This is a genomic window from Mammaliicoccus sp. H-M34 (genome assembly GCF_022386495.1).
GTDB lineage: Bacteria > Bacillota > Bacilli > Staphylococcales > Staphylococcaceae > Mammaliicoccus > Mammaliicoccus fleurettii.
The window spans coordinates 1-16689 of sequence record NZ_JAJNIK010000010.1; the positions used below are offsets into that span (position 1 = coordinate 1).

At 31.7% G+C, this 16689-nt stretch carries 21 protein-coding genes and 1 riboswitch; of the genes, 9 read left to right on the forward strand and 12 right to left on the reverse strand.

The features are described 5' to 3' along the window. Window positions 1-299 precede the first annotated feature (299 nt). Window positions 300-2255, reverse strand: a complete 1956-nt coding sequence (locus tag LQ608_RS10860; RefSeq protein WP_239751885.1) for a fructose-1,6-bisphosphatase — start codon at window positions 2253-2255, stop codon at window positions 300-302. Window positions 2256-2403: 148 nt separating this feature from the next. On the opposite strand from LQ608_RS10860, the gene LQ608_RS10865 reads away from it, so the two are divergent. Then, window positions 2404-2769, forward strand: a complete 366-nt coding sequence (locus LQ608_RS10865) for a DUF488 domain-containing protein (protein WP_115337104.1) — start codon at window positions 2404-2406, stop codon at window positions 2767-2769. 97 nt (window positions 2770-2866) lie between these two features. Here LQ608_RS10865 and LQ608_RS10870 read toward each other — a convergent pair whose 3' ends face one another. Genes LQ608_RS10870 through LQ608_RS10890 form a run of 5 tightly spaced genes read right to left on the reverse strand, consistent with a single transcriptional unit; the run spans window position 2867 to window position 6514 of the window. Then, window positions 2867-3865 carry a ThiF family adenylyltransferase gene (locus LQ608_RS10870; RefSeq protein WP_239751887.1) on the reverse strand — a complete coding sequence of 333 codons (999 nt, stop codon included), beginning with the start codon at window positions 3863-3865 and terminating at the stop codon, window positions 2867-2869. Next, window positions 3865-4632 carry a thiazole synthase gene (locus LQ608_RS10875; RefSeq protein WP_078358410.1) on the reverse strand — a complete coding sequence of 256 codons (768 nt, stop codon included), beginning with the start codon at window positions 4630-4632 and terminating at the stop codon, window positions 3865-3867. Before LQ608_RS10875 ends, LQ608_RS10870 begins: the two co-directional genes overlap by 1 nt. 1 nt (window position 4633) lies before the next feature. After that, window positions 4634-4834 carry a sulfur carrier protein ThiS gene (thiS, locus tag LQ608_RS10880; protein WP_239751889.1) on the reverse strand — a complete coding sequence of 67 codons (201 nt, stop codon included), beginning with the start codon at window positions 4832-4834 and terminating at the stop codon, window positions 4634-4636. Beyond that, window positions 4831-5937, reverse strand: coding sequence for an NAD(P)/FAD-dependent oxidoreductase (locus LQ608_RS10885; protein WP_239751891.1), 1107 nt, complete (start codon window positions 5935-5937; stop codon window positions 4831-4833). Before LQ608_RS10885 ends, thiS begins: the two co-directional genes overlap by 4 nt. After that, window positions 5930-6514, reverse strand: a complete 585-nt coding sequence (locus LQ608_RS10890; RefSeq protein WP_275583095.1) for a thiamine phosphate synthase — start codon at window positions 6512-6514, stop codon at window positions 5930-5932. Before LQ608_RS10890 ends, LQ608_RS10885 begins: the two co-directional genes overlap by 8 nt. Before the next feature lie 65 nt (window positions 6515-6579). Beyond that, window positions 6580-6688, reverse strand: a riboswitch (TPP riboswitch). A gap of 177 nt (window positions 6689-6865) precedes the next feature. Here LQ608_RS10890 and LQ608_RS10895 point away from each other — a divergent pair. Both LQ608_RS10895 and LQ608_RS10900 read left to right on the forward strand, forming a co-directional pair. Continuing rightward, window positions 6866-7261: a hypothetical protein gene (locus tag LQ608_RS10895; RefSeq protein ID WP_239751893.1), complete on the forward strand. Its 396-nt coding sequence runs from the start codon at window positions 6866-6868 to the stop codon at window positions 7259-7261. 16 nt (window positions 7262-7277) lie between these two features. After that, entirely contained in the window at window positions 7278-7613 is a 336-nt protein-coding gene (locus LQ608_RS10900; protein WP_237687660.1) for a YflT domain-containing protein, read from the forward strand. Between the two features lie 74 nt (window positions 7614-7687). Here LQ608_RS10900 and LQ608_RS10905 read toward each other — a convergent pair whose 3' ends face one another. Further along, the gene (locus LQ608_RS10905; protein ID WP_239700429.1) at window positions 7688-8215 is read right to left on the reverse strand and encodes an HdeD family acid-resistance protein; all 528 of its coding nucleotides are present in this window, start codon (window positions 8213-8215) and stop codon (window positions 7688-7690) included. A 258-nt stretch (window positions 8216-8473) separates the two neighbouring features. Here LQ608_RS10905 and LQ608_RS10910 point away from each other — a divergent pair, with 258 nt between their 5' ends. After that, complete coding sequence (locus tag LQ608_RS10910; protein ID WP_239751895.1) at window positions 8474-8830, forward strand: hypothetical protein; 357 nt, start codon at window positions 8474-8476, stop codon at window positions 8828-8830. Between the two features lie 461 nt (window positions 8831-9291). On the opposite strand, the gene LQ608_RS10915 is transcribed toward LQ608_RS10910, so the two are convergent. From LQ608_RS10915 to LQ608_RS10935, 5 genes are all read right to left on the reverse strand, one after another. Beyond that, a complete protein-coding gene (locus LQ608_RS10915) occupies window positions 9292-9675 on the reverse strand; it encodes a DUF3021 domain-containing protein (protein ID WP_239751897.1) in 384 nt (127 codons plus the stop codon). A gap of 12 nt (window positions 9676-9687) precedes the next feature. Beyond that, window positions 9688-10143 (reverse strand): LytTR family DNA-binding domain-containing protein, encoded by a 456-nt coding sequence (locus LQ608_RS10920; protein WP_239751899.1) that lies wholly within the window; start codon window positions 10141-10143, stop codon window positions 9688-9690. A 162-nt stretch (window positions 10144-10305) separates the two neighbouring features. After that, a complete protein-coding gene (locus LQ608_RS10925; protein WP_239751901.1) occupies window positions 10306-10860 on the reverse strand; it encodes a DUF4256 domain-containing protein in 555 nt (184 codons plus the stop codon). 89 nt (window positions 10861-10949) lie between these two features. Next, a complete protein-coding gene (locus LQ608_RS10930; protein WP_239751903.1) occupies window positions 10950-11633 on the reverse strand; it encodes an LrgB family protein in 684 nt (227 codons plus the stop codon). After that, complete coding sequence (locus tag LQ608_RS10935) at window positions 11630-12016, reverse strand: CidA/LrgA family protein (RefSeq protein ID WP_078358400.1); 387 nt, start codon at window positions 12014-12016, stop codon at window positions 11630-11632. The genes LQ608_RS10930 and LQ608_RS10935 overlap by 4 nt, the downstream gene beginning before the upstream one ends. Before the next feature lie 188 nt (window positions 12017-12204). On the opposite strand from LQ608_RS10935, the gene LQ608_RS10940 reads away from it, so the two are divergent. The 5 genes from LQ608_RS10940 (at window position 12205) to mmuM (ending at window position 16582) form a co-directional block, all read left to right on the forward strand. After that, window positions 12205-12891: a 2,3-diphosphoglycerate-dependent phosphoglycerate mutase gene (locus tag LQ608_RS10940; protein WP_239751904.1), complete on the forward strand. Its 687-nt coding sequence runs from the start codon at window positions 12205-12207 to the stop codon at window positions 12889-12891. A 194-nt stretch (window positions 12892-13085) separates the two neighbouring features. Then, window positions 13086-13286 carry a cold-shock protein gene (locus LQ608_RS10945; RefSeq protein WP_016913015.1) on the forward strand — a complete coding sequence of 67 codons (201 nt, stop codon included), beginning with the start codon at window positions 13086-13088 and terminating at the stop codon, window positions 13284-13286. A 153-nt stretch (window positions 13287-13439) separates the two neighbouring features. Beyond that, window positions 13440-13949 (forward strand): thioredoxin domain-containing protein, encoded by a 510-nt coding sequence (locus LQ608_RS10950; RefSeq protein WP_239751907.1) that lies wholly within the window; start codon window positions 13440-13442, stop codon window positions 13947-13949. Between the two features lie 415 nt (window positions 13950-14364). After that, the gene (locus LQ608_RS10955) at window positions 14365-15693 is read left to right on the forward strand and encodes an amino acid permease (RefSeq protein ID WP_275583102.1); all 1329 of its coding nucleotides are present in this window, start codon (window positions 14365-14367) and stop codon (window positions 15691-15693) included. Beyond that, entirely contained in the window at window positions 15677-16582 is a 906-nt protein-coding gene (gene mmuM, locus LQ608_RS10960; protein ID WP_239751911.1) for a homocysteine S-methyltransferase, read from the forward strand. The genes LQ608_RS10955 and mmuM overlap by 17 nt, the downstream gene beginning before the upstream one ends. Window positions 16583-16689 lie beyond the last annotated feature (107 nt).

Genomic DNA, 16689 nt, shown 5'->3' on the forward strand with positions numbered 1-16689 from the left:
GGATGAATCGCACGAAGACTTCAAAGATATCGTGCGATTCGGTTGAAATTTGGTTAAAACGCACGAAGACTTCAAAGATATCGTGCGATTCAGGTGAAATTTGGTTAAAACGCACGAAGACTTCAGAGATATCGTGCGATTCAGGTGAAATCCGGATAAAACGCACGAAGACACCAAAGATATCGTGCGATTTAGATCCAAATCCAAACTCAAATCCAAATCCACTCCATCTTTAATCATACTTAATATAGCAAAACCCGTGAGAGCCAGTAGTTATCGTGGCTCTCACGGGTTTCTTTTTAATCTATATATCGATATGACATAAGTTCTTGTAACATATTGATTTCTTCTTGTAACTTAGCTCCGATATTTGTATCGCGAACTTTTTTTCTTTCGAGTTCTTCATCTACAACACGTCGTACGGATAGTTCGTCAGCACCGTTTAGTAGCACGTTTTCTTTTGTACCAAAGTGTTTGTGAGCTACAAGTTGCATTCCGAATGAGTTATAAAGTAATGTATAGCCAGCGATACCTGTTGTAGATTGGTATGCTTTTGAAAATCCACCATCAATGACAATCATTTTACCGTTTGCTTTAATTGGATTTTCTCCATCTATTTCTTTTACAGGTGTATGTCCGTTTATAATACGACCTTGTTCTGGGTCCAAGTTGAATTCTTCCAACATTTTACGGCACATTTCACTGTCTTCTCTTAAATAGTAGTATGGATTTTTTTCTTCTTTATGTGAAGCTTTATCTTTTATGAAATATCTTTCGAATGTAGTCATGGCACGTTTCCCAAATAGAGAAGAATATTTACCTGTCCATAAATACCAGATTAAATCTGTAGATAAATCATCTGTTTCGCTCTTATGGCTAAATGACTCTCTAATATGATATTCGAACTGATCAAGTAATTCTCGTCCATTATACATCTTGCCGTCAATTTCCATTTCTTCCATGTTGCCATGTTCATCTACCGGTATACAACCATGGATCAATAAATTACCGTTATATTTTAAATATAAATCTCCTTTTTTCATTAAGAAATTCATATGACGTTTGAGTTTCTCTGATTCTTGAACGGAGAGTAGTAATTTATTAATGACTTCTTCTTCTTCTTCAATTAATTCTGCTGGGTTTTCACGATTAATTGTTTCAAAGCATGTATTTTCAAGTGGGTAAGTATGACCATATACTGTAATCTCTTGGTTATCGTAATCTACTTTTTCTAGGACTAATCTTTCTTCCATATCAAAAGAAGGTCTGCGTTTAATAATTGGACTTTCTAATTTAAATTGAATAATAGCGATTGCTTGATGAATTTTAGTGATTTGTAATTTTTCATCTTCAGATAGTTTTTTTTCTGCGTGTTGTTTTGGATAAAAAGCAGGATTATCTCTATAATATTTTTCTGCTAAATTGACTAATGGACGCAAGTTTATACCATAGGCATCTTCAATTATATCTAGATTATCGTAACGTGCGCATATTCTTAATATATTTGCTAAACATACTTTAGAACCTGCATAAGCGCCAATCCAAAGTACATCATGGTTACCCCATTGAATATCAACTGAATGATAGTTAATCAGTGTTTCCATAATTTTATCAGGTTCTGGGCCACGGTCATAAATGTCACCAACTACATGTAAGTGGTCTACAACAAGTTGTTGTATGGTATATGCTAAACCGGTAATGAGTTTATCTGACTGTCCAAGAGAGTTGATTTTTTGAACGATTGTTTCATAATAAGTAGTCTTGTTATTATAGACATTACTTTTATATAAAAGTTCTTCGATTATGTATACAAATTGTTTTGGTAAAGCTTTACGTAATTTAGAACGCGTATACTTACTTGAAGCATATGAAATAAGGTGGATCATTTGTTGAATTGTTTCAATGTACCAGTCATTTAAATCAGCTTTTGTTTCAAATTGGTTTTTTATCAGCTTTAGTTTTTCTTCTGGGTAATAAACTAAAGCAGCAAGTTCACTAATTTGTTCTTCAGAATGTGTATCTTTAAAAATATCATGAATTTTAGCTCTAACATTACCCGAACCATTTCTTAAAACGTGTTGAAAAGCATGATATTCACCGTGCAAATCACTGACGAAATGTTCAGTTCCTTTAGGCAAGTCTAATATAGATTGTAAGTTAATAATTTCAGTCGCTACTTTTTCTTCTTCGTCAAACTTTTCTGCTAATAAATTTAAGTACTTTTCTTTTAAATTCTGGTTGTCATATTGAGTCATGAAAAAATCACTCCGTTCATCATATTTAAATTTTATTCTTTTAAATTAAACATACCATTTGAGATATAGTATATCACATTAAGCGTTTTCTTTAATGGTTTAAAACAAGGTTAAAGAGGTTATAAAAGTAAAAAGGAGCGGATGACTGATGAGCTGTAAAATAGAAAGAATTTATGAAAGTGAAGAAGAAAATACAATTAGAGTGTTAGTCGATAGAGTATGGCCAAGAGGTATATCTAAAGATAAAGCTAACCTTGATCATTGGCTGAAAGAAATTGCGCCTTCTGACACTTTAAGAAAATGGTTTAATCACGATCCAGATAAATTTTCTTCCTTTAAAGAAAAATATAAAAAAGAACTAAAATCTGGCGAGCAACAAGAAGCTTTAGAAGAACTAAAAGAAATATACAAAAAAAGCGATAAAAAGGTTGTCTTATTATACAGTGCGAAAGATGAAAAAAATAATCAAGCAGTAGTACTAAAAGAAATAATTGACCATCAGAAAAAAGATTGATATAAACGTATTTTAAAACTGGCAATCTACTGCCAATATAATGATAAGAGGCTGTGACAATTAATTTGTCCAGCCTCTTAATTATGTCCTTTTATTGCTATTTTATACTTTTATTCAACTGTTGATACATTGTCTTTGCATCTTCTTTTGTACTTATTCCATGAACGTTCATGCGACCGTCTTTAAATAAAGTCATGTTTATGTCTGCATAGTTAATAAATTTCACATAATCATTTTCTTTAATAATATGACCAGGGAAATAATGTGCGAATTCAAATGCTTGTTGTTTAAATCTGAATAAGAATGTATCTCCACATAGTGATTCTATTGATGGATGATAAGAATTATTCAAAGAATGATATGTTTTTTGTTCACATACGATACAATTGTTGTTTTTTAAAACATCTATATTCCTAGTACGTGTAGATATTTCAAAAGTATCAATCGTAATCAGTTTTTTTGAAAATCCATTTCCAGAAACGAAACGTAATAATTCGGATACTTCATAACTTGCTACTTGTTGAACGACAGGTGGTAATACACCATTAATTGCACAGCTTTCACCAGTATGTGGAACTGTATTAAGGATGCACTGCAAACAAGGTCCAGTAAAATCTATAGCATATACAGTTCCTTTGCTTCCAACTGCTGCTCCGTATATCCATGGAATCTGTAATTTATGGCTCACTTCATTGATTAAAAAACGCATATCAAATTGATCCATTCCATCAATTATGATGTCAGGTTGTATTTTGCTAATGATGTCTTCAATGTTATTTGATGTCATTTCCTGATGAATCGCGTTTAGTTCAACATTATGATTAATTTGCTTTATTTTCTCTTTTACAGCGTATACTTTTGGTAACATTGCTTGTGCATCATGCTCATCATAAAGTGCTTGGCGATGTATGTTTGACAGTTCTACAATATCCATGTCGATGATTGATAATTTATGTGCACCCATTCGAGCTAATAATTCTGCGACATGGCTACCAAGAGCACCTGCACCCATGATTAAAATATTTATATTTTGTAATTGTTTTTGGCTTTGTTCTCCAAAGTGCTGATACTTTATTTGTCTTTCATAACGGTTCATTATAAGAAACCTAAACCTTCAGTAGGGCTAGATGCTTGTGCAGTATATTTAACAGGTATTCTACCGGCAGTATAACTTAATTGTCCTGCTTCAATACCTAACTTCATTGCGCTAGCCATAGTTACAGGGTCTTTAGCACCAGAAATAGCAGTGTTTAATAAAATAGCATCTGCACCTAATTCCATTGCATAACAAGCATCTTTCGGAGAACCAATACCAGCATCGACGATAACAGGAATACTTGATTGTTCTATAATATATCTTAAGTTAAGAGGGTTATTGATTCCTCTACCTGTACCTATTGGTGAAGCGAGGGGCATAATAGCGTGAACACCTAATGCTTCTAATCTTTTTGCTAGCACGACATCACATGAAATATATGGACATACGATATAGCCTTTTTCTAATAAAATTTCACATGCTTTGTAAGTTTCTATTGGGTCAGGCAATAACGTTTTATCATCACCAATTACTTCCACTTTAATGAGATTACATAATCCAGCATGATTCGCAATTTCAGCGATGCGCACAGCTTCTTCGGCAGTATGAGCACCAGCTGTATTAGGGAATGTAATGAATTTTTCTAAGTCTACGTTAGCTAAAGGATTGGGTAAAGATTTATCATATAAATTCATTCGTCTAACTGCAAAAGTTAGAACTTCCGTACCAGATGCTAGTATGGCTTCAGATTGTGTTTGTTCGTCTTTAAACTTTCCTGTACCTAATAATAATCTTGAGTTAATTTCATATGGTCCTATTTTTAACATTTTATCCGCCTCCGACAAATTCTAATAGTTCTAATCGATCTGACTCTCTAACGAGAATATTGCTAAATTGATCATTCTTTATAAGTGTGTCATTCCATTCAACTATAATTCTTTCTTGATCTAACTCTAGCGATTGGAGTAAATCAGACAAAGTTAATGCTTCGTCGAAATTAAATTCATCTCCATTGATCATACATTTCATAACTGAACACTCCTTTTAACTTTAAAATCATCTAATAATGATGGTGCTTGATCATTAACAATCCATTCAGAAAGTAACTTTCCAATGATAGGTGAAAGTAAAATACCATTTCTATAATGTCCAGTTACTAAGAAAAGACCATGATCTATTTCATCCATAATTGGCCATTCATTATGAGTGTATGGTCTAATACCAGACCATTTATGGATGATATTGCTTTCCTTTAATATTGGTATATATGATGTTGCTTGGTTAATTAACCATTTTTCTCCTTCAGCTGAAGTGCCAACTGAATAGTCATCAAAATAACTTGTAGCTCCAACTAGGAATGTATTGTCTCGTTTAGGTACAATATAGCATCCATTCGTTATAAACAAAGTTTGTTTCAAACTAAGCTGTTCATTCTTTAATAACAATACTTCACCTTTAACCCCAGTTAATTTCGGCTCAATTTGATAGTCTTCTAATAGTTTATTACTCCATGCACCTCCTGCTACGACAACCTTTTTTGAGAGCAAAATAGTATCTGAAGTATGAACTTTATAACAATCTTTTAAACGTTTGATTGCTTTAACTTCAGTGTTATATAATCGTTCAATCCCTTTATTGGTAATTGATTTTAATAATGCTTTTGTATATTTTGAAGCATTAATCTGACCGTCATCAGGGATGTATATAGTAGGATGCTTAAATTCAATTGTATGTTTAGAAAGATTGTCTAAATCCTTTTTGTTTAATGGTGTTACAGATCTATCTCGCTCATTTAAAAAATGAAATTGCTCTGTTAAGCATTCGACGTCTTCTTCTGAAGCGGCCATTTTGATTAATCCGTGTTCTTGATAATCTATATTAATGTTTGTTTCTTTATATAATTCATGGCTTAAAGCTTTAAAATAATCTCTTGAACGTAAAGCGAGTTGGTAAAGTGCTGTATCTTGAACAAATTCATTTTGAGCACCTAACATGCCACCTGCTTTATATGATGCATGTAAACCAGGGATATCACGATCAATTACTGCAATAGATAAATGTGCTTTGTCCATTAACTCACGTGCAATAGACATGCCGATTACACCAGAACCGACAATTATAACGTCATACATATGCATGCCACACCTTCCTTAAATGTTCTATTTCTTGAATGCTACAATCTCTGAAAAATGAAATTGCACAAATTCCTTGAAAACCTGCTGGAAGTACTTTAAGTGAATCTTGATTGATACCACCAATAGCATAAATAGGGATATCAATCGAAGTTGCAATCTTGATTTCATCAACAGATTTAGGAATGAGACCTTCTTTTGAAGATGATTCAAAGACATGTCCAAAAAATACAAAATCTAAATGATGATGTTTAGCACGTTCAACACTATGAACAGAATGCGTCGACATACTAACTGAAATATGTGGATGAGACTCTTTATATAGAAAAGCTTGTTCGTCATTTTCTCGAAAATGAATAAAGTGTAAGTCATATAATTCAAAAACAGAAATATCTGTATGAACCATTAATTTGTCTTTAGAAAAACCATGAGTTAACAAATAATCAATCGCGTTACATAATAAATCGCGACTCATAGGAACTCTAAGCAATAATAAGTCAATATCATTTGAAATCTCTATATAATGATCTAAGTCATCATTAACTAAATGCTTGTACGGTGAAATGGCTATAAACAATTGAATCACTCCAAATAAAAAAGCGCTATTTTTCCATATATAGAAAAATAGCGCAAAAATTAGCTTCTTTAGATACGCCACTTTCCTACGCCAGTATGAACTGGATCAGGTTCTGGGAATCCTAAAGTCGCTACTTTAGTCTCAGCCTCTAATAAGGCACTTCCAGTGGTCTGTTATTTAATTATTAATTTCATTGTACATATAATAGTTTGAATGTTCAAATAGAAAATTAAAATAACACGAGTTTAATAACAATAATAAAGGGAATTAAAACAAATAATAACTAGTTTCTCTTTATACGTATGAATAAAAATGCTACATGATTTTATATCATAAAAGGTGGGATGAGAGATGGGTACACTTTTATTTATCATTGCATTACTTATAATCGTAATTTTATATCTCATAGTTAGAATGAAATATATATCAGACTTTAACAAAAGAAGAACAGTACGTAAAAGAGAACAAAGATTAAAAGAACTTATTAACTCAGCATTCAAAATCGATAGGTTACAATTAATCGAAGAACGGAAAGCAGATATTAAATTAAAATATAATAAAAGAGCAATAGCCGTTAAACGAGAACAAATCAAAAAGGTAGATTCAAGTGACGAAGAAAGAATTGAGATTAAATATGAATTGCCAGAGGGTATAACTAAAGAAGAAATCTTTGATTTTATAATAGAAAATAGTAACTTCTATATTACTGAAGAACGCTATAATAATTTAAAAACTCAAACAGAGTAATTGAATGGAGGCTATTATGATGAATCCTGTAGTCAAAGTATATACAAACGAAAAAGATTTAGAAACAGACGTCAACACATTAAAAGACCAAGGCATTAGCCAAAAAGACATTTATATACTCTCATCAGACGAAGCACACACAGCAGAAATCGTAGAGCAAACAGAATTAGAAAATATCAATTACAATAGAAAAGATATTGGTGGCTATTCTTATAAAGAAGATGAATTTCTAAGGAAGTTAGAAATACTTAATATAACTGAAATAGAAGCAGAAAAATATATAGAAGAAATAAAACAAGGAAAAGTATTACTGATCGTAACAGATCAAAGAATAAAAGGCGTGTTAAAATAGCGTCGTTATAAACATAGTAAAACCCAGCAGACACAAAAGTCATGCTGGGTTTTTAGTATCTATAGCATTCAAAATTAAGAAGCTAAAGCATCAATTACATAAAATATACCAAATAATATAAACATAAAAGCAATCATGAATGAAATAAATACCGCAGCAAGAAGCGGGTTGAATAATAAAACAATACCTGCAAAAATACCAACAATATTTAAAATAATAGATAAAGTATGAAAACCTTTGTTAGATTTCTCGATAGGCGTAACAGTAAAAATAGCGACAATATTATTAATAATAAACCAAATCGCAAAAATATAAATTAAGAAAACAGAACTCTCAGCAGAATTGAACATAACAACAAGACCGAAAATAATATTAATTACACCAAGAACAATCGTCCAACCATTCGGTATCCCCATCATTTTCTTACCCGCACGTCTAAAACTAATCTCTAGCACACCACTAATAACAGAGAATAAACCAATCAACCACGTAATAGTATAAAAATTCTCAAGCGGAAAACTGAAAATAACAATACCAATAATTAAAAACAAAGCACCCATCACAAAACTCGGCCACTTAAATCTATTCGTTTGTTGAGCCATAATATAACCTCCTAAAAATATGTAATGAGTATAGTATAAAACGATAAGGGAGTAAGGGGAAGGATAAAGGTTGGAAAGAATTGCTTATATTAATTTAAAATTGTAGACACTTGTTACATAATAAATCATCTATAGAATGTCTAATCTAACGTATCTTTTAAATATTATATAAAAAGTTTATAAAAAATAGTTGACATTAAAATCAGATTATATATAATATAAGTGTAACCTATAATTCACTCTTGAACAGGAGGATGTATGTATAAAGTAATTAAGTTAGAGCTTTGTGACTTAGAGGGATACATCACTGATGGTAAAGGTGGCGTATCGAGAACTGAAGAATATGTGGTTCCTGAAGATTTAAGTGTTAATGATTTATTAGGTGGTATTGAGGAGAGATATGGGGAGTCTCTTAGCGATAATACTGAGTTTTTCAATTCGGTATTTATTCTAGCTACCGTTAAGAAACATGTAGATAACAAATCTTTGCTTGTATTAAAGCAAAGTTCAACTTCTCTCAATGCTAGTGTTTGTAGAATTAACGAAATTTGCCTGTATTTAGACAAGGATTACCATAATACAAGGTATTTAAATAATAATCAAGAATGTGATTAGCTATTAATTTTGTAAATGTATTAGAAAAATAGGATTTTGTAATGTAGTAAAAAGATTATATAGATTTTGTATTTGAATGGTTCCTTCCTAATAGCTTCGATTTAGTAATACTCTCTTTTTTAATTTCTCATATATAGATAAACAGTTAATTTAATAGAGTGCGTACATTTCTTCAAGGATATGGTGATTTATAGGTTACATAGAGTTTGGTATACTCTAGGGATTTCTGAGAAGAATTATAGGTTGAATTATTTTTAGTATTTCATATGATCAACAACGTTTATTAGAATTTAGTTCTAATTTAATATAGTATTATCCTAATTGAATGTTAGGAAGGTTACTTTTTGATTTTTGTGTGTTTCCTTTCTGGGGAACTTTTAGAGTGAAAAAGGGCTGAGAAGGCTGAGACAATTTTTGTCTCAGCCTATTTTTACATATTTTTAGATTTGTATTATGGTTCCTTACATATTTTTAAGTTTTGTATTAATTTTCTTACTTTGTTGAACGTTGAATATTAAGAATATGAACCATATGACAAGAAAGATAAGTGTGAATATTGTAAGTGCGCCAATTAAGGGTTCTGGTTGTAATGGTACCCAATGGTTTATTGTTGAGAGTATAAAGAATGCTATTACGCTTCCTCCTAAATGGATGATGAGTTTAATTGGTAATGGTAGGTTATCTAGCACATAAACGATTGGTAAGAATCCACAAATGGCTCCAAATAAATAAACGCTTATGACATCCAGAAAGTCGATTGTAACGTTAAATATAGCGATGAATATGAGCATGATACTACTTCCTATACCAATGCCTTGTAAGGTAGATTTTAATATTTTATTCATGATTTTCCCTCCTTATATTCCTAATGCTTTATTTAAATTTTTAACGTATCTTCTTGAAATCGTTACTTTTTTATTATTGATAAGTGTTCCAAACAAGTTTCCTGAAAATGATGGAGATACTTTTGTTATATGTTCTATGTTTACAATGGAGGATTTACTAATTTGCACGAACTTGTGACTTGGTAAAGTTTGCTGTAACGCATTGAGTGACATTCTAGTTGTGATGGTTTCTTCTGTTGTTGTAATGCTAAGTTGTTTATCAAATATTTCTGCAAAAATAATATCAGTCTTCGCAATGAGTGATACACCTTGAGATGTTTTGATGCCTATTTTGTCGGAAGGTGATTCATATTGTTGTATATAGTTTAATAGGTTGTTACCAATTTCTTGTTCATATGTGCTAATGGTGACGTCGGTTAGCGTTTTAGTTGAGTCAATTTGTAAGTGTACATTGAATTGATCTTTCATAGCCATTGCCTCCTTTGGTTATATAGTATGTGTTTTATTCTATTTTGTCAGTAGTTATAGCATAACCGGTTTGATTGAGGGTGTGAGTGGTTGGGAGGGGTATGTATTGTAAAAAAGCTTCCTTTACTTTCACTAATTGTGACTTGTAAAGGAAGCTTTTGTTTATATTTTTAGCATGCTACGGAAACCTCTTGCTCCATAATATGAATCAGCTCCGTTGTGATAGGTAAACACTGTATCGTAGCGTAAATCACAGAATATTGCTCCGCCAAGGTTTCTTATTTTGTCTGGTGTTGCTACCCAGCTAGATGATTTTTTATCAAATTCTCCAAGAGTTTGAAGGTGTCTGTATTGTTCTTCAGTAAGTAAACTAACTTTCATTTCATTTACCATATCTATAGCACTTGTTTCCGGTTTATGTTTCTTTCTAGATTCTAGTGCTTCTCTGTCATAACATACGCTCCTACGACCTTTAGGACTTTCTTTTGAACAATCTACAAAAAGATATTGATCATCTTCATACCCAATAACATCAGGTTCACCATCAGTTCGTTCCATTTCATTAAGTGACCATAACTGTTCTGGATTAGATTGTAATCGACTTTCTACGTCTGACCATTCTATGTTTTCATGACGTTCTGGAAATTTTTCAAAACGTTTTTTCAATGTTTCAATAAGCTCTGTTTGTTCTTCTTGTGTTAGTTGTTGAGATGTCATATGAATACCCCTTTTTCTTTTATTTTAGCAAAATATAACTTTAATGAAAGTAATATGTAAATCATCATCAAGTAGCACTCAGCAAATGTCTAATAGATTAATAAAACAAATAACGGTAAGATTATTGAGCTTATAAGCGCTGTTATTATCATTCCGATAGAACTAAATGCAGCTGACTCAATATCAGTTTCTAATATTTTAGCAGTTCCTATGGCATGTGATGCATTTCCATATGTCAGTCCTTTTGCTATGGAAGTTTGAAAGTTAGCTAGCTTGATTAAATATGAGCCTAATATGCTTCCGATAAGTCCTGTCCCGATAATAAAGAGTACTGCTAAACTGTCTATTCCACCAATTTGTTGTGATACTTGAACACCAACTGCAGCTGTAATGGATCTAGGTAATAATGATGCTGTCATTTCTTTTGAATAACCTAGAATATTCAATGTTGTAAATATTAATATGATATTGATAGCTATGCCGACAAGCACGCTAGTTATAATGACTTTGAAATGTTTCACAATCATTCTTCTATATAAGTATAAAGGATAAGCTAAGCATACAACTGTGCAGTTTAAAAAGTTATATATCCATTTACCGCCAGTCATATAGTCTTGATAATCATAATTTAACATAATAAGTACAAATATTATTACAATAGAAGAAACGAGTGCTGGATGGAGAATTGCGATTTTAAATTTCTTTTGAATATACAATGCAAATATGTACGTGATGACTGTTAAAAGAATCATGAATAATGTTTTTAAAATCATGATTTATCACCACTTTCTTCTATACTATTAGATTTTGTCATTTTTTCTGCAACGTATCCGGAACAAAGTGCAACGATACAAGTGCTTGCTATAACTAAAATAATTAAGAAGATAAACTGAGAATTAAATTGTTCAACTAAATCCATTGCACCGACAATAGAAGGAATAAAGAAAAAGATCATTGTGCTTAATAATAAGTTTGCACCATCTTTTATCCACTCTTCTTTAATAATATTGAACTGCAGTAACAAGAATAGTGTAGCAAGACCTATAATACTGCCAGCAATCGGAATGTCTAGAATTTGCTGAATCCAGCTACCAAATATTGTGATTAAATATATGATGCATATTTGAAAGATGACTTTAATAAACTTTGAAATCATAGTAAACAAACCCTTTATTAAAAATTTAAGATGGCTTTAACGTCATCTGAGTATATATAATTTAATTATAGAACTGATTCAGTTAATTTGAAACGTTATTTATATTATGTGGTTTCTCTTTTTCTTTTTAAAATTAAGGAATTAATGGTTCAATAGAAATAACAATGATATAGACTGGAGCGAATCATATGCCAAAATTAATTTTATGTAGACATGGTCAAAGTGAATGGAATGCTCAAAATTTATTTACAGGTTGGGCAGATGTTGAGTTATCAGAACAAGGCTATAATGAAGCACGAATCTCGGGAGAAAAATTATTAAAACAAAAGATTGAAATCGATGTTGTATATACTTCTCTTTTGACAAGAGCTATTGAGACAACTTATTTATTATTAAAACATTCTCATCAGTTATGGATTCCTGTTTATAAAAGTTGGCGACTAAACGAACGTCATTATGGGGGACTACAAGGTAAGAATAAAGATGAAGCAAGAAAAGAATTTGGAGAAGAACAAGTACATACTTGGCGAAGATCTTATGATACAAAACCACCTGAAGCAGATGAAAAATTACGAGAAGAATATTTAAATGATAGAAGATACGCAATGTTAGATAGAAGAATTATGCCAGTATCAGAAAGTTTGAAAGATACATTAAATAGAGTAATACCATTCTGGATAGATCATATTTCAACAAGTTTGCTAAATAACCAAACAACACTTGTATCTGCCCACGGTAATTCCTTAAGAGCACTTATTAAATATTTAGAAGATATCCCTGATGATGAAATTTCAGAATTAGAAATCAAAACAGGTGCGCCACTTATTTACGAATTAGATGAAGAATTAAAGGTTATAGATAAGTATTATTTATAAGAACTAGCAAGTTATAAAAGTTTAATTTAACAAAAGGCTTTACAATTTATAACTTATAATGTATAGTAAGTATCAAGTGATATTTCGAGATTAAATTAATTGGTAGTTTTATTCATTGTTAATGAAAGTCCATTTAAGTTTGAAGATTGATTATTGCAAATATATCGTGCAAAAGCACACAGGAGGACTTTTATATGAATAAAGGTACAGTAAAATGGTTTAACGCAGAAAAAGGTTATGGTTTCATCGAAGGAGAAAATGGTAACGACGTATTCGTACATTTCTCATCAATCCAAACTGAAGGTTACAAATCATTAGACGAAGGCGCTTCAGTTACATTTGATATCGAAGAAGGCCAACGTGGACCTCAAGCGGTTAACGTTAACAAAAACTAATATTAAATTATTAGCTTAACACCTCATAACATTGTTATGAGGTGTTTTTTTGTTTTTATAATATAAATTGTTTAACTATTCTGAATATAATCGTTAGCATTATAGTCGGTGAAATGGTTAAATTAATATAACAACATATAGGAGGTAATCGTTATGACAACAATTCAACATTTAACTGTAGGAAATAAAGAAGCAAATATAACAGTAGAAGCATTTATAAATTTTGCATGTCCATATTGTTCTCATTATTTTGCAGCAGCAGATGAAGTGTTAAAACCTTATATTAATGATGGAAGTGTTCAATATATTATTAAACACTTTGATAAGACTAAGCAAAGACTGCTAAAAGGTACTGTCGCTAATATTTATCTGGATTATAATGACCCTGAAGAAACATTTGAGATTATACGTCACCTATATGGAACACAAGAAGAATGGACATTGAATTTTGAGACGATAGAAAGAAAAATGGAGCAGGAGCTCGCTTTGTCCCCACAAAAAAATGCAGATGATCGATCACTTGCTATACATCAAGAAACCTTTGAAAGAGGCATTACTGGAGTGCCTTCAGTCTTCATAAACGGTGAAAAATTTGAATTTAATCCAATTGAAGACGATAAAGCAACAATAAAAGAAAAATTGGAAAAAGCACTACAAAGTTAAAAATTAAGTGTAGATATTTATTTTGGAAGAGAGGCTGGGACAATCAAATTGTCCTAGTCTCTTAGTCGTAGGTGAGCTATATTCACACAAGTCGGAAGAAGTGTAAGCAAGGATAGCTATATTCACACAAGTCGAGAGAAGTGTAAGTAAGGATAGCTATATTCACACAAGTCGAGAGAAGTGTAAGCAAGGGTATCTATATTCACACAAGTCGAGAGAAGTGTAAGCAAGGGTATCTATATTCACACAACGTATGAGAAGTGTAACTAAGGACACCCATATCCCAACTTCTTCCAATATATATTATTTACAGAAAATTTTAAGTTGACTGAATTATTCGAAAGATATAGAATTAAAGATATTTTTAATTCTAGAGAGAAGGTTTATCGTGTCTAATCAATCGTACAAACGGGATATGAAGCAACGTCATATCATGTTATTAAGTTTTGGTGGTGTAATTGGAACTGGTTTATTTTTAAGTTCTGGGTATACTTTGCAACAAGCTGGTCCTTTGGGGACTATGTTATCTTATGTAGTTGGTGCGATTTTGGTATATCTTGTGATGTTATGTCTAGGTCAATTAGCTATTGAACATCCTGTTACAGGAGGATTTCATGTATACGCTTCTAAATACATTCATCCTTCTATTGGCTATATCGTCGCTTGGTTTTATTGGTTAACTTGGACTGTGGCACTTGGATCTGAGTTTACTGCTGTTGGTATTTTAATGGGTAAGTGGTTGCCTGATGTACCTGTATACATATTTTCAAGTATTGCTATCATACTTGTACTTGCTTTTAACATAGTGTCGACTAAGTTTTATGCTGAAGTTGAATTTTATTTTTCTTTAGTAAAAGTGTTAGCTATTATTGTTTTCATTGGTTTAGGTGCACTAACTTTATTTGGGCTCATTCAATACGGTGGTTATAATGGGCTAGAAACGATTAAATCTAGATATACGAATCCTAGTTTCCCTAATGGATTAGGTGCAGTATTTTTAACGATGTTAGCTGTCAATTATGCCTTTAGTGGTACTGAACTTATTGGAATTGCTGCTGGTGAAACTAAAAATCCTAAAGAAGTCATACCTAAAGCGATTAATGCTACTTTATGGAGACTTATTATCTTCTTTATAGGAACGATGGTTATTATTTCTATTTTAATTCCAAGTTATCAAGGTAAATCTTTAGAAAGTCCTTTTGTCGTTATTTTTCAAAATATGGGTATTCCATATGCCGGGGACATAATGAATTTGGTAATTATTACGGCATTATTATCTGCTGCTAATTCAGGGCTATATGCTGCAAGTAGAATGGTATGGAGTTTGTCCAATGAAGGTATGTTTCCAAATTATTTTAAAAAGCTAAATAAACATCAAATGCCAGTCCGCGCTACAATATTCAGTATGTGTGGAGGATTGTTAGCATTATTCTCAAGTATTTATGCAGCAGACTCATTATACATCGTGCTTGTATCAATTGCAGGATTGGCTGTTGTAATTGTATGGATGAGCATTTGTTTATCTTATTTTAATGCTAAACGCTTAAATAAACATTTGAAAATACATCAAAGTGTACCGATAATTGGCTTTATCTTATGTTTGATTTCATGTGTAGGGATGTTTTTTGATCCTAACCAATCACCAGCATTATACTTTGGAATACCATTTGCAATAATTGCTATTATTTTTTACTTTGTAAAATATCATAAAAAGGATGGTCAGGATATTGAGACTTCTAGATAAATTAAATCAGAAAACAGCATTAGTGTTAGATGGAGGATTAGCGACAACATTAGAAGGATATGGATGTGATTTGAATTCTTCGTTATGGTCTAGTGAAGTACTTATAAATCAACCAGATAAAGTAACGCAAGCTCATCAAGCATTTACTGATGCAGGTGCTGATATCATTTTGACGAGTACGTATCAAGCAAGTTTTGCTACATTTAAAGCAATTGGTAAAGAAACTTCAGAAATAGAACAATTATTTGAAATTGCAGTAAAAAATATTAAAGAAGCTGTAACAGATGATCAAGTTGTAGTCGGAAGTTTAGGTCCTTATGGTGCATATTTAAGTGATGGTTCTGAATATACAGGGCAATATGAAATTTCAGTTGATGAATACATACACTTTCACGAAGAACGTATTAACGCTTTAATTAATAGAGGCATATACGATTTCGTATTTGAAACAGTACCTAATTTTAATGAGATTAAAGCAATAGTTGAATATATCATTCCAAACTATAGTGATCATATTACTTTCTGGATTTCATGTACAGTTGATAATGAAGGTAACTTATCAGATGGTACTGAATTTGAAAAAGTATGTCAGTATATCGCACAACACATTGGGCGCGTGCCCGTATTCGGTATTAACTGTTCAAGTATTGATAGTGTAGAGAAAGCAATTAATAAGGGATTGCTCGAATTGCCACAAGTAATCGCTTTATACCCAAATGGTGGCAAAACGTTCGATCCAATTGAAAAAGTTTGGATTGGTAAAGGAGAGAATGCGTTACTTGTTCAAAAAACAAAAGAATGGATCGCGCAAGGTGTTCAAATTATAGGAGGTTGTTGCGAAACAACACCCGAAGACATTAAACAAATACATAAAGCAATAGAAAGATGAGTATGTTTTTCTAACGATCAAGACTCGTAAAACAAGCTCGTTAGAACTCTTTATACTGCTGTCATCTGACCTTTATTTCAATATATAATTCTTTATGAAAGCCCTTT

Excerpts from the sequence above, each read along its gene's own strand:
- LQ608_RS10925 (WP_239751901.1), bottom strand. The coding sequence starts at position 10,860 with ATGACATCTCAACAACTAACACAAGAAGAACAAACAGAGCTTATTGAA.
- LQ608_RS10875 (WP_078358410.1), bottom strand. The coding sequence starts at position 4,632 with ATGTTAAAAATAGGACCATATGAAATTAACTCAAGATTATTATTAGGT.
- LQ608_RS10920 (WP_239751899.1), bottom strand. The coding sequence starts at position 10,143 with ATGAAAGATCAATTCAATGTACACTTACAAATTGACTCAACTAAAACG.
- LQ608_RS10860 (WP_239751885.1), bottom strand. The coding sequence starts at position 2,255 with ATGACTCAATATGACAACCAGAATTTAAAAGAAAAGTACTTAAATTTA.
- LQ608_RS10870 (WP_239751887.1), bottom strand. The coding sequence starts at position 3,865 with ATGAACCGTTATGAAAGACAAATAAAGTATCAGCACTTTGGAGAACAA.
- LQ608_RS10885 (WP_239751891.1), bottom strand. The coding sequence starts at position 5,937 with ATGTATGACGTTATAATTGTCGGTTCTGGTGTAATCGGCATGTCTATT.
- LQ608_RS10895 (WP_239751893.1), top strand. The coding sequence starts at position 6,866 with ATGGGTACACTTTTATTTATCATTGCATTACTTATAATCGTAATTTTA.
- thiS (WP_239751889.1), bottom strand. The coding sequence starts at position 4,834 with ATGAAATGTATGATCAATGGAGATGAATTTAATTTCGACGAAGCATTA.
- LQ608_RS10910 (WP_239751895.1), top strand. The coding sequence starts at position 8,474 with ATGTATAAAGTAATTAAGTTAGAGCTTTGTGACTTAGAGGGATACATC.
- LQ608_RS10955 (WP_275583102.1), top strand. The coding sequence starts at position 14,365 with ATGAAGCAACGTCATATCATGTTATTAAGTTTTGGTGGTGTAATTGGA.
- LQ608_RS10945 (WP_016913015.1), top strand. The coding sequence starts at position 13,086 with ATGAATAAAGGTACAGTAAAATGGTTTAACGCAGAAAAAGGTTATGGT.
- LQ608_RS10930 (WP_239751903.1), bottom strand. The coding sequence starts at position 11,633 with ATGATTTTAAAAACATTATTCATGATTCTTTTAACAGTCATCACGTAC.
- LQ608_RS10940 (WP_239751904.1), top strand. The coding sequence starts at position 12,205 with ATGCCAAAATTAATTTTATGTAGACATGGTCAAAGTGAATGGAATGCT.
- LQ608_RS10900 (WP_237687660.1), top strand. The coding sequence starts at position 7,278 with ATGATGAATCCTGTAGTCAAAGTATATACAAACGAAAAAGATTTAGAA.
- LQ608_RS10935 (WP_078358400.1), bottom strand. The coding sequence starts at position 12,016 with ATGATTTCAAAGTTTATTAAAGTCATCTTTCAAATATGCATCATATAT.
- LQ608_RS10915 (WP_239751897.1), bottom strand. The coding sequence starts at position 9,675 with ATGAATAAAATATTAAAATCTACCTTACAAGGCATTGGTATAGGAAGT.
- LQ608_RS10950 (WP_239751907.1), top strand. The coding sequence starts at position 13,440 with ATGACAACAATTCAACATTTAACTGTAGGAAATAAAGAAGCAAATATA.
- LQ608_RS10905 (WP_239700429.1), bottom strand. The coding sequence starts at position 8,215 with ATGGCTCAACAAACGAATAGATTTAAGTGGCCGAGTTTTGTGATGGGT.
- LQ608_RS10865 (WP_115337104.1), top strand. The coding sequence starts at position 2,404 with ATGAGCTGTAAAATAGAAAGAATTTATGAAAGTGAAGAAGAAAATACA.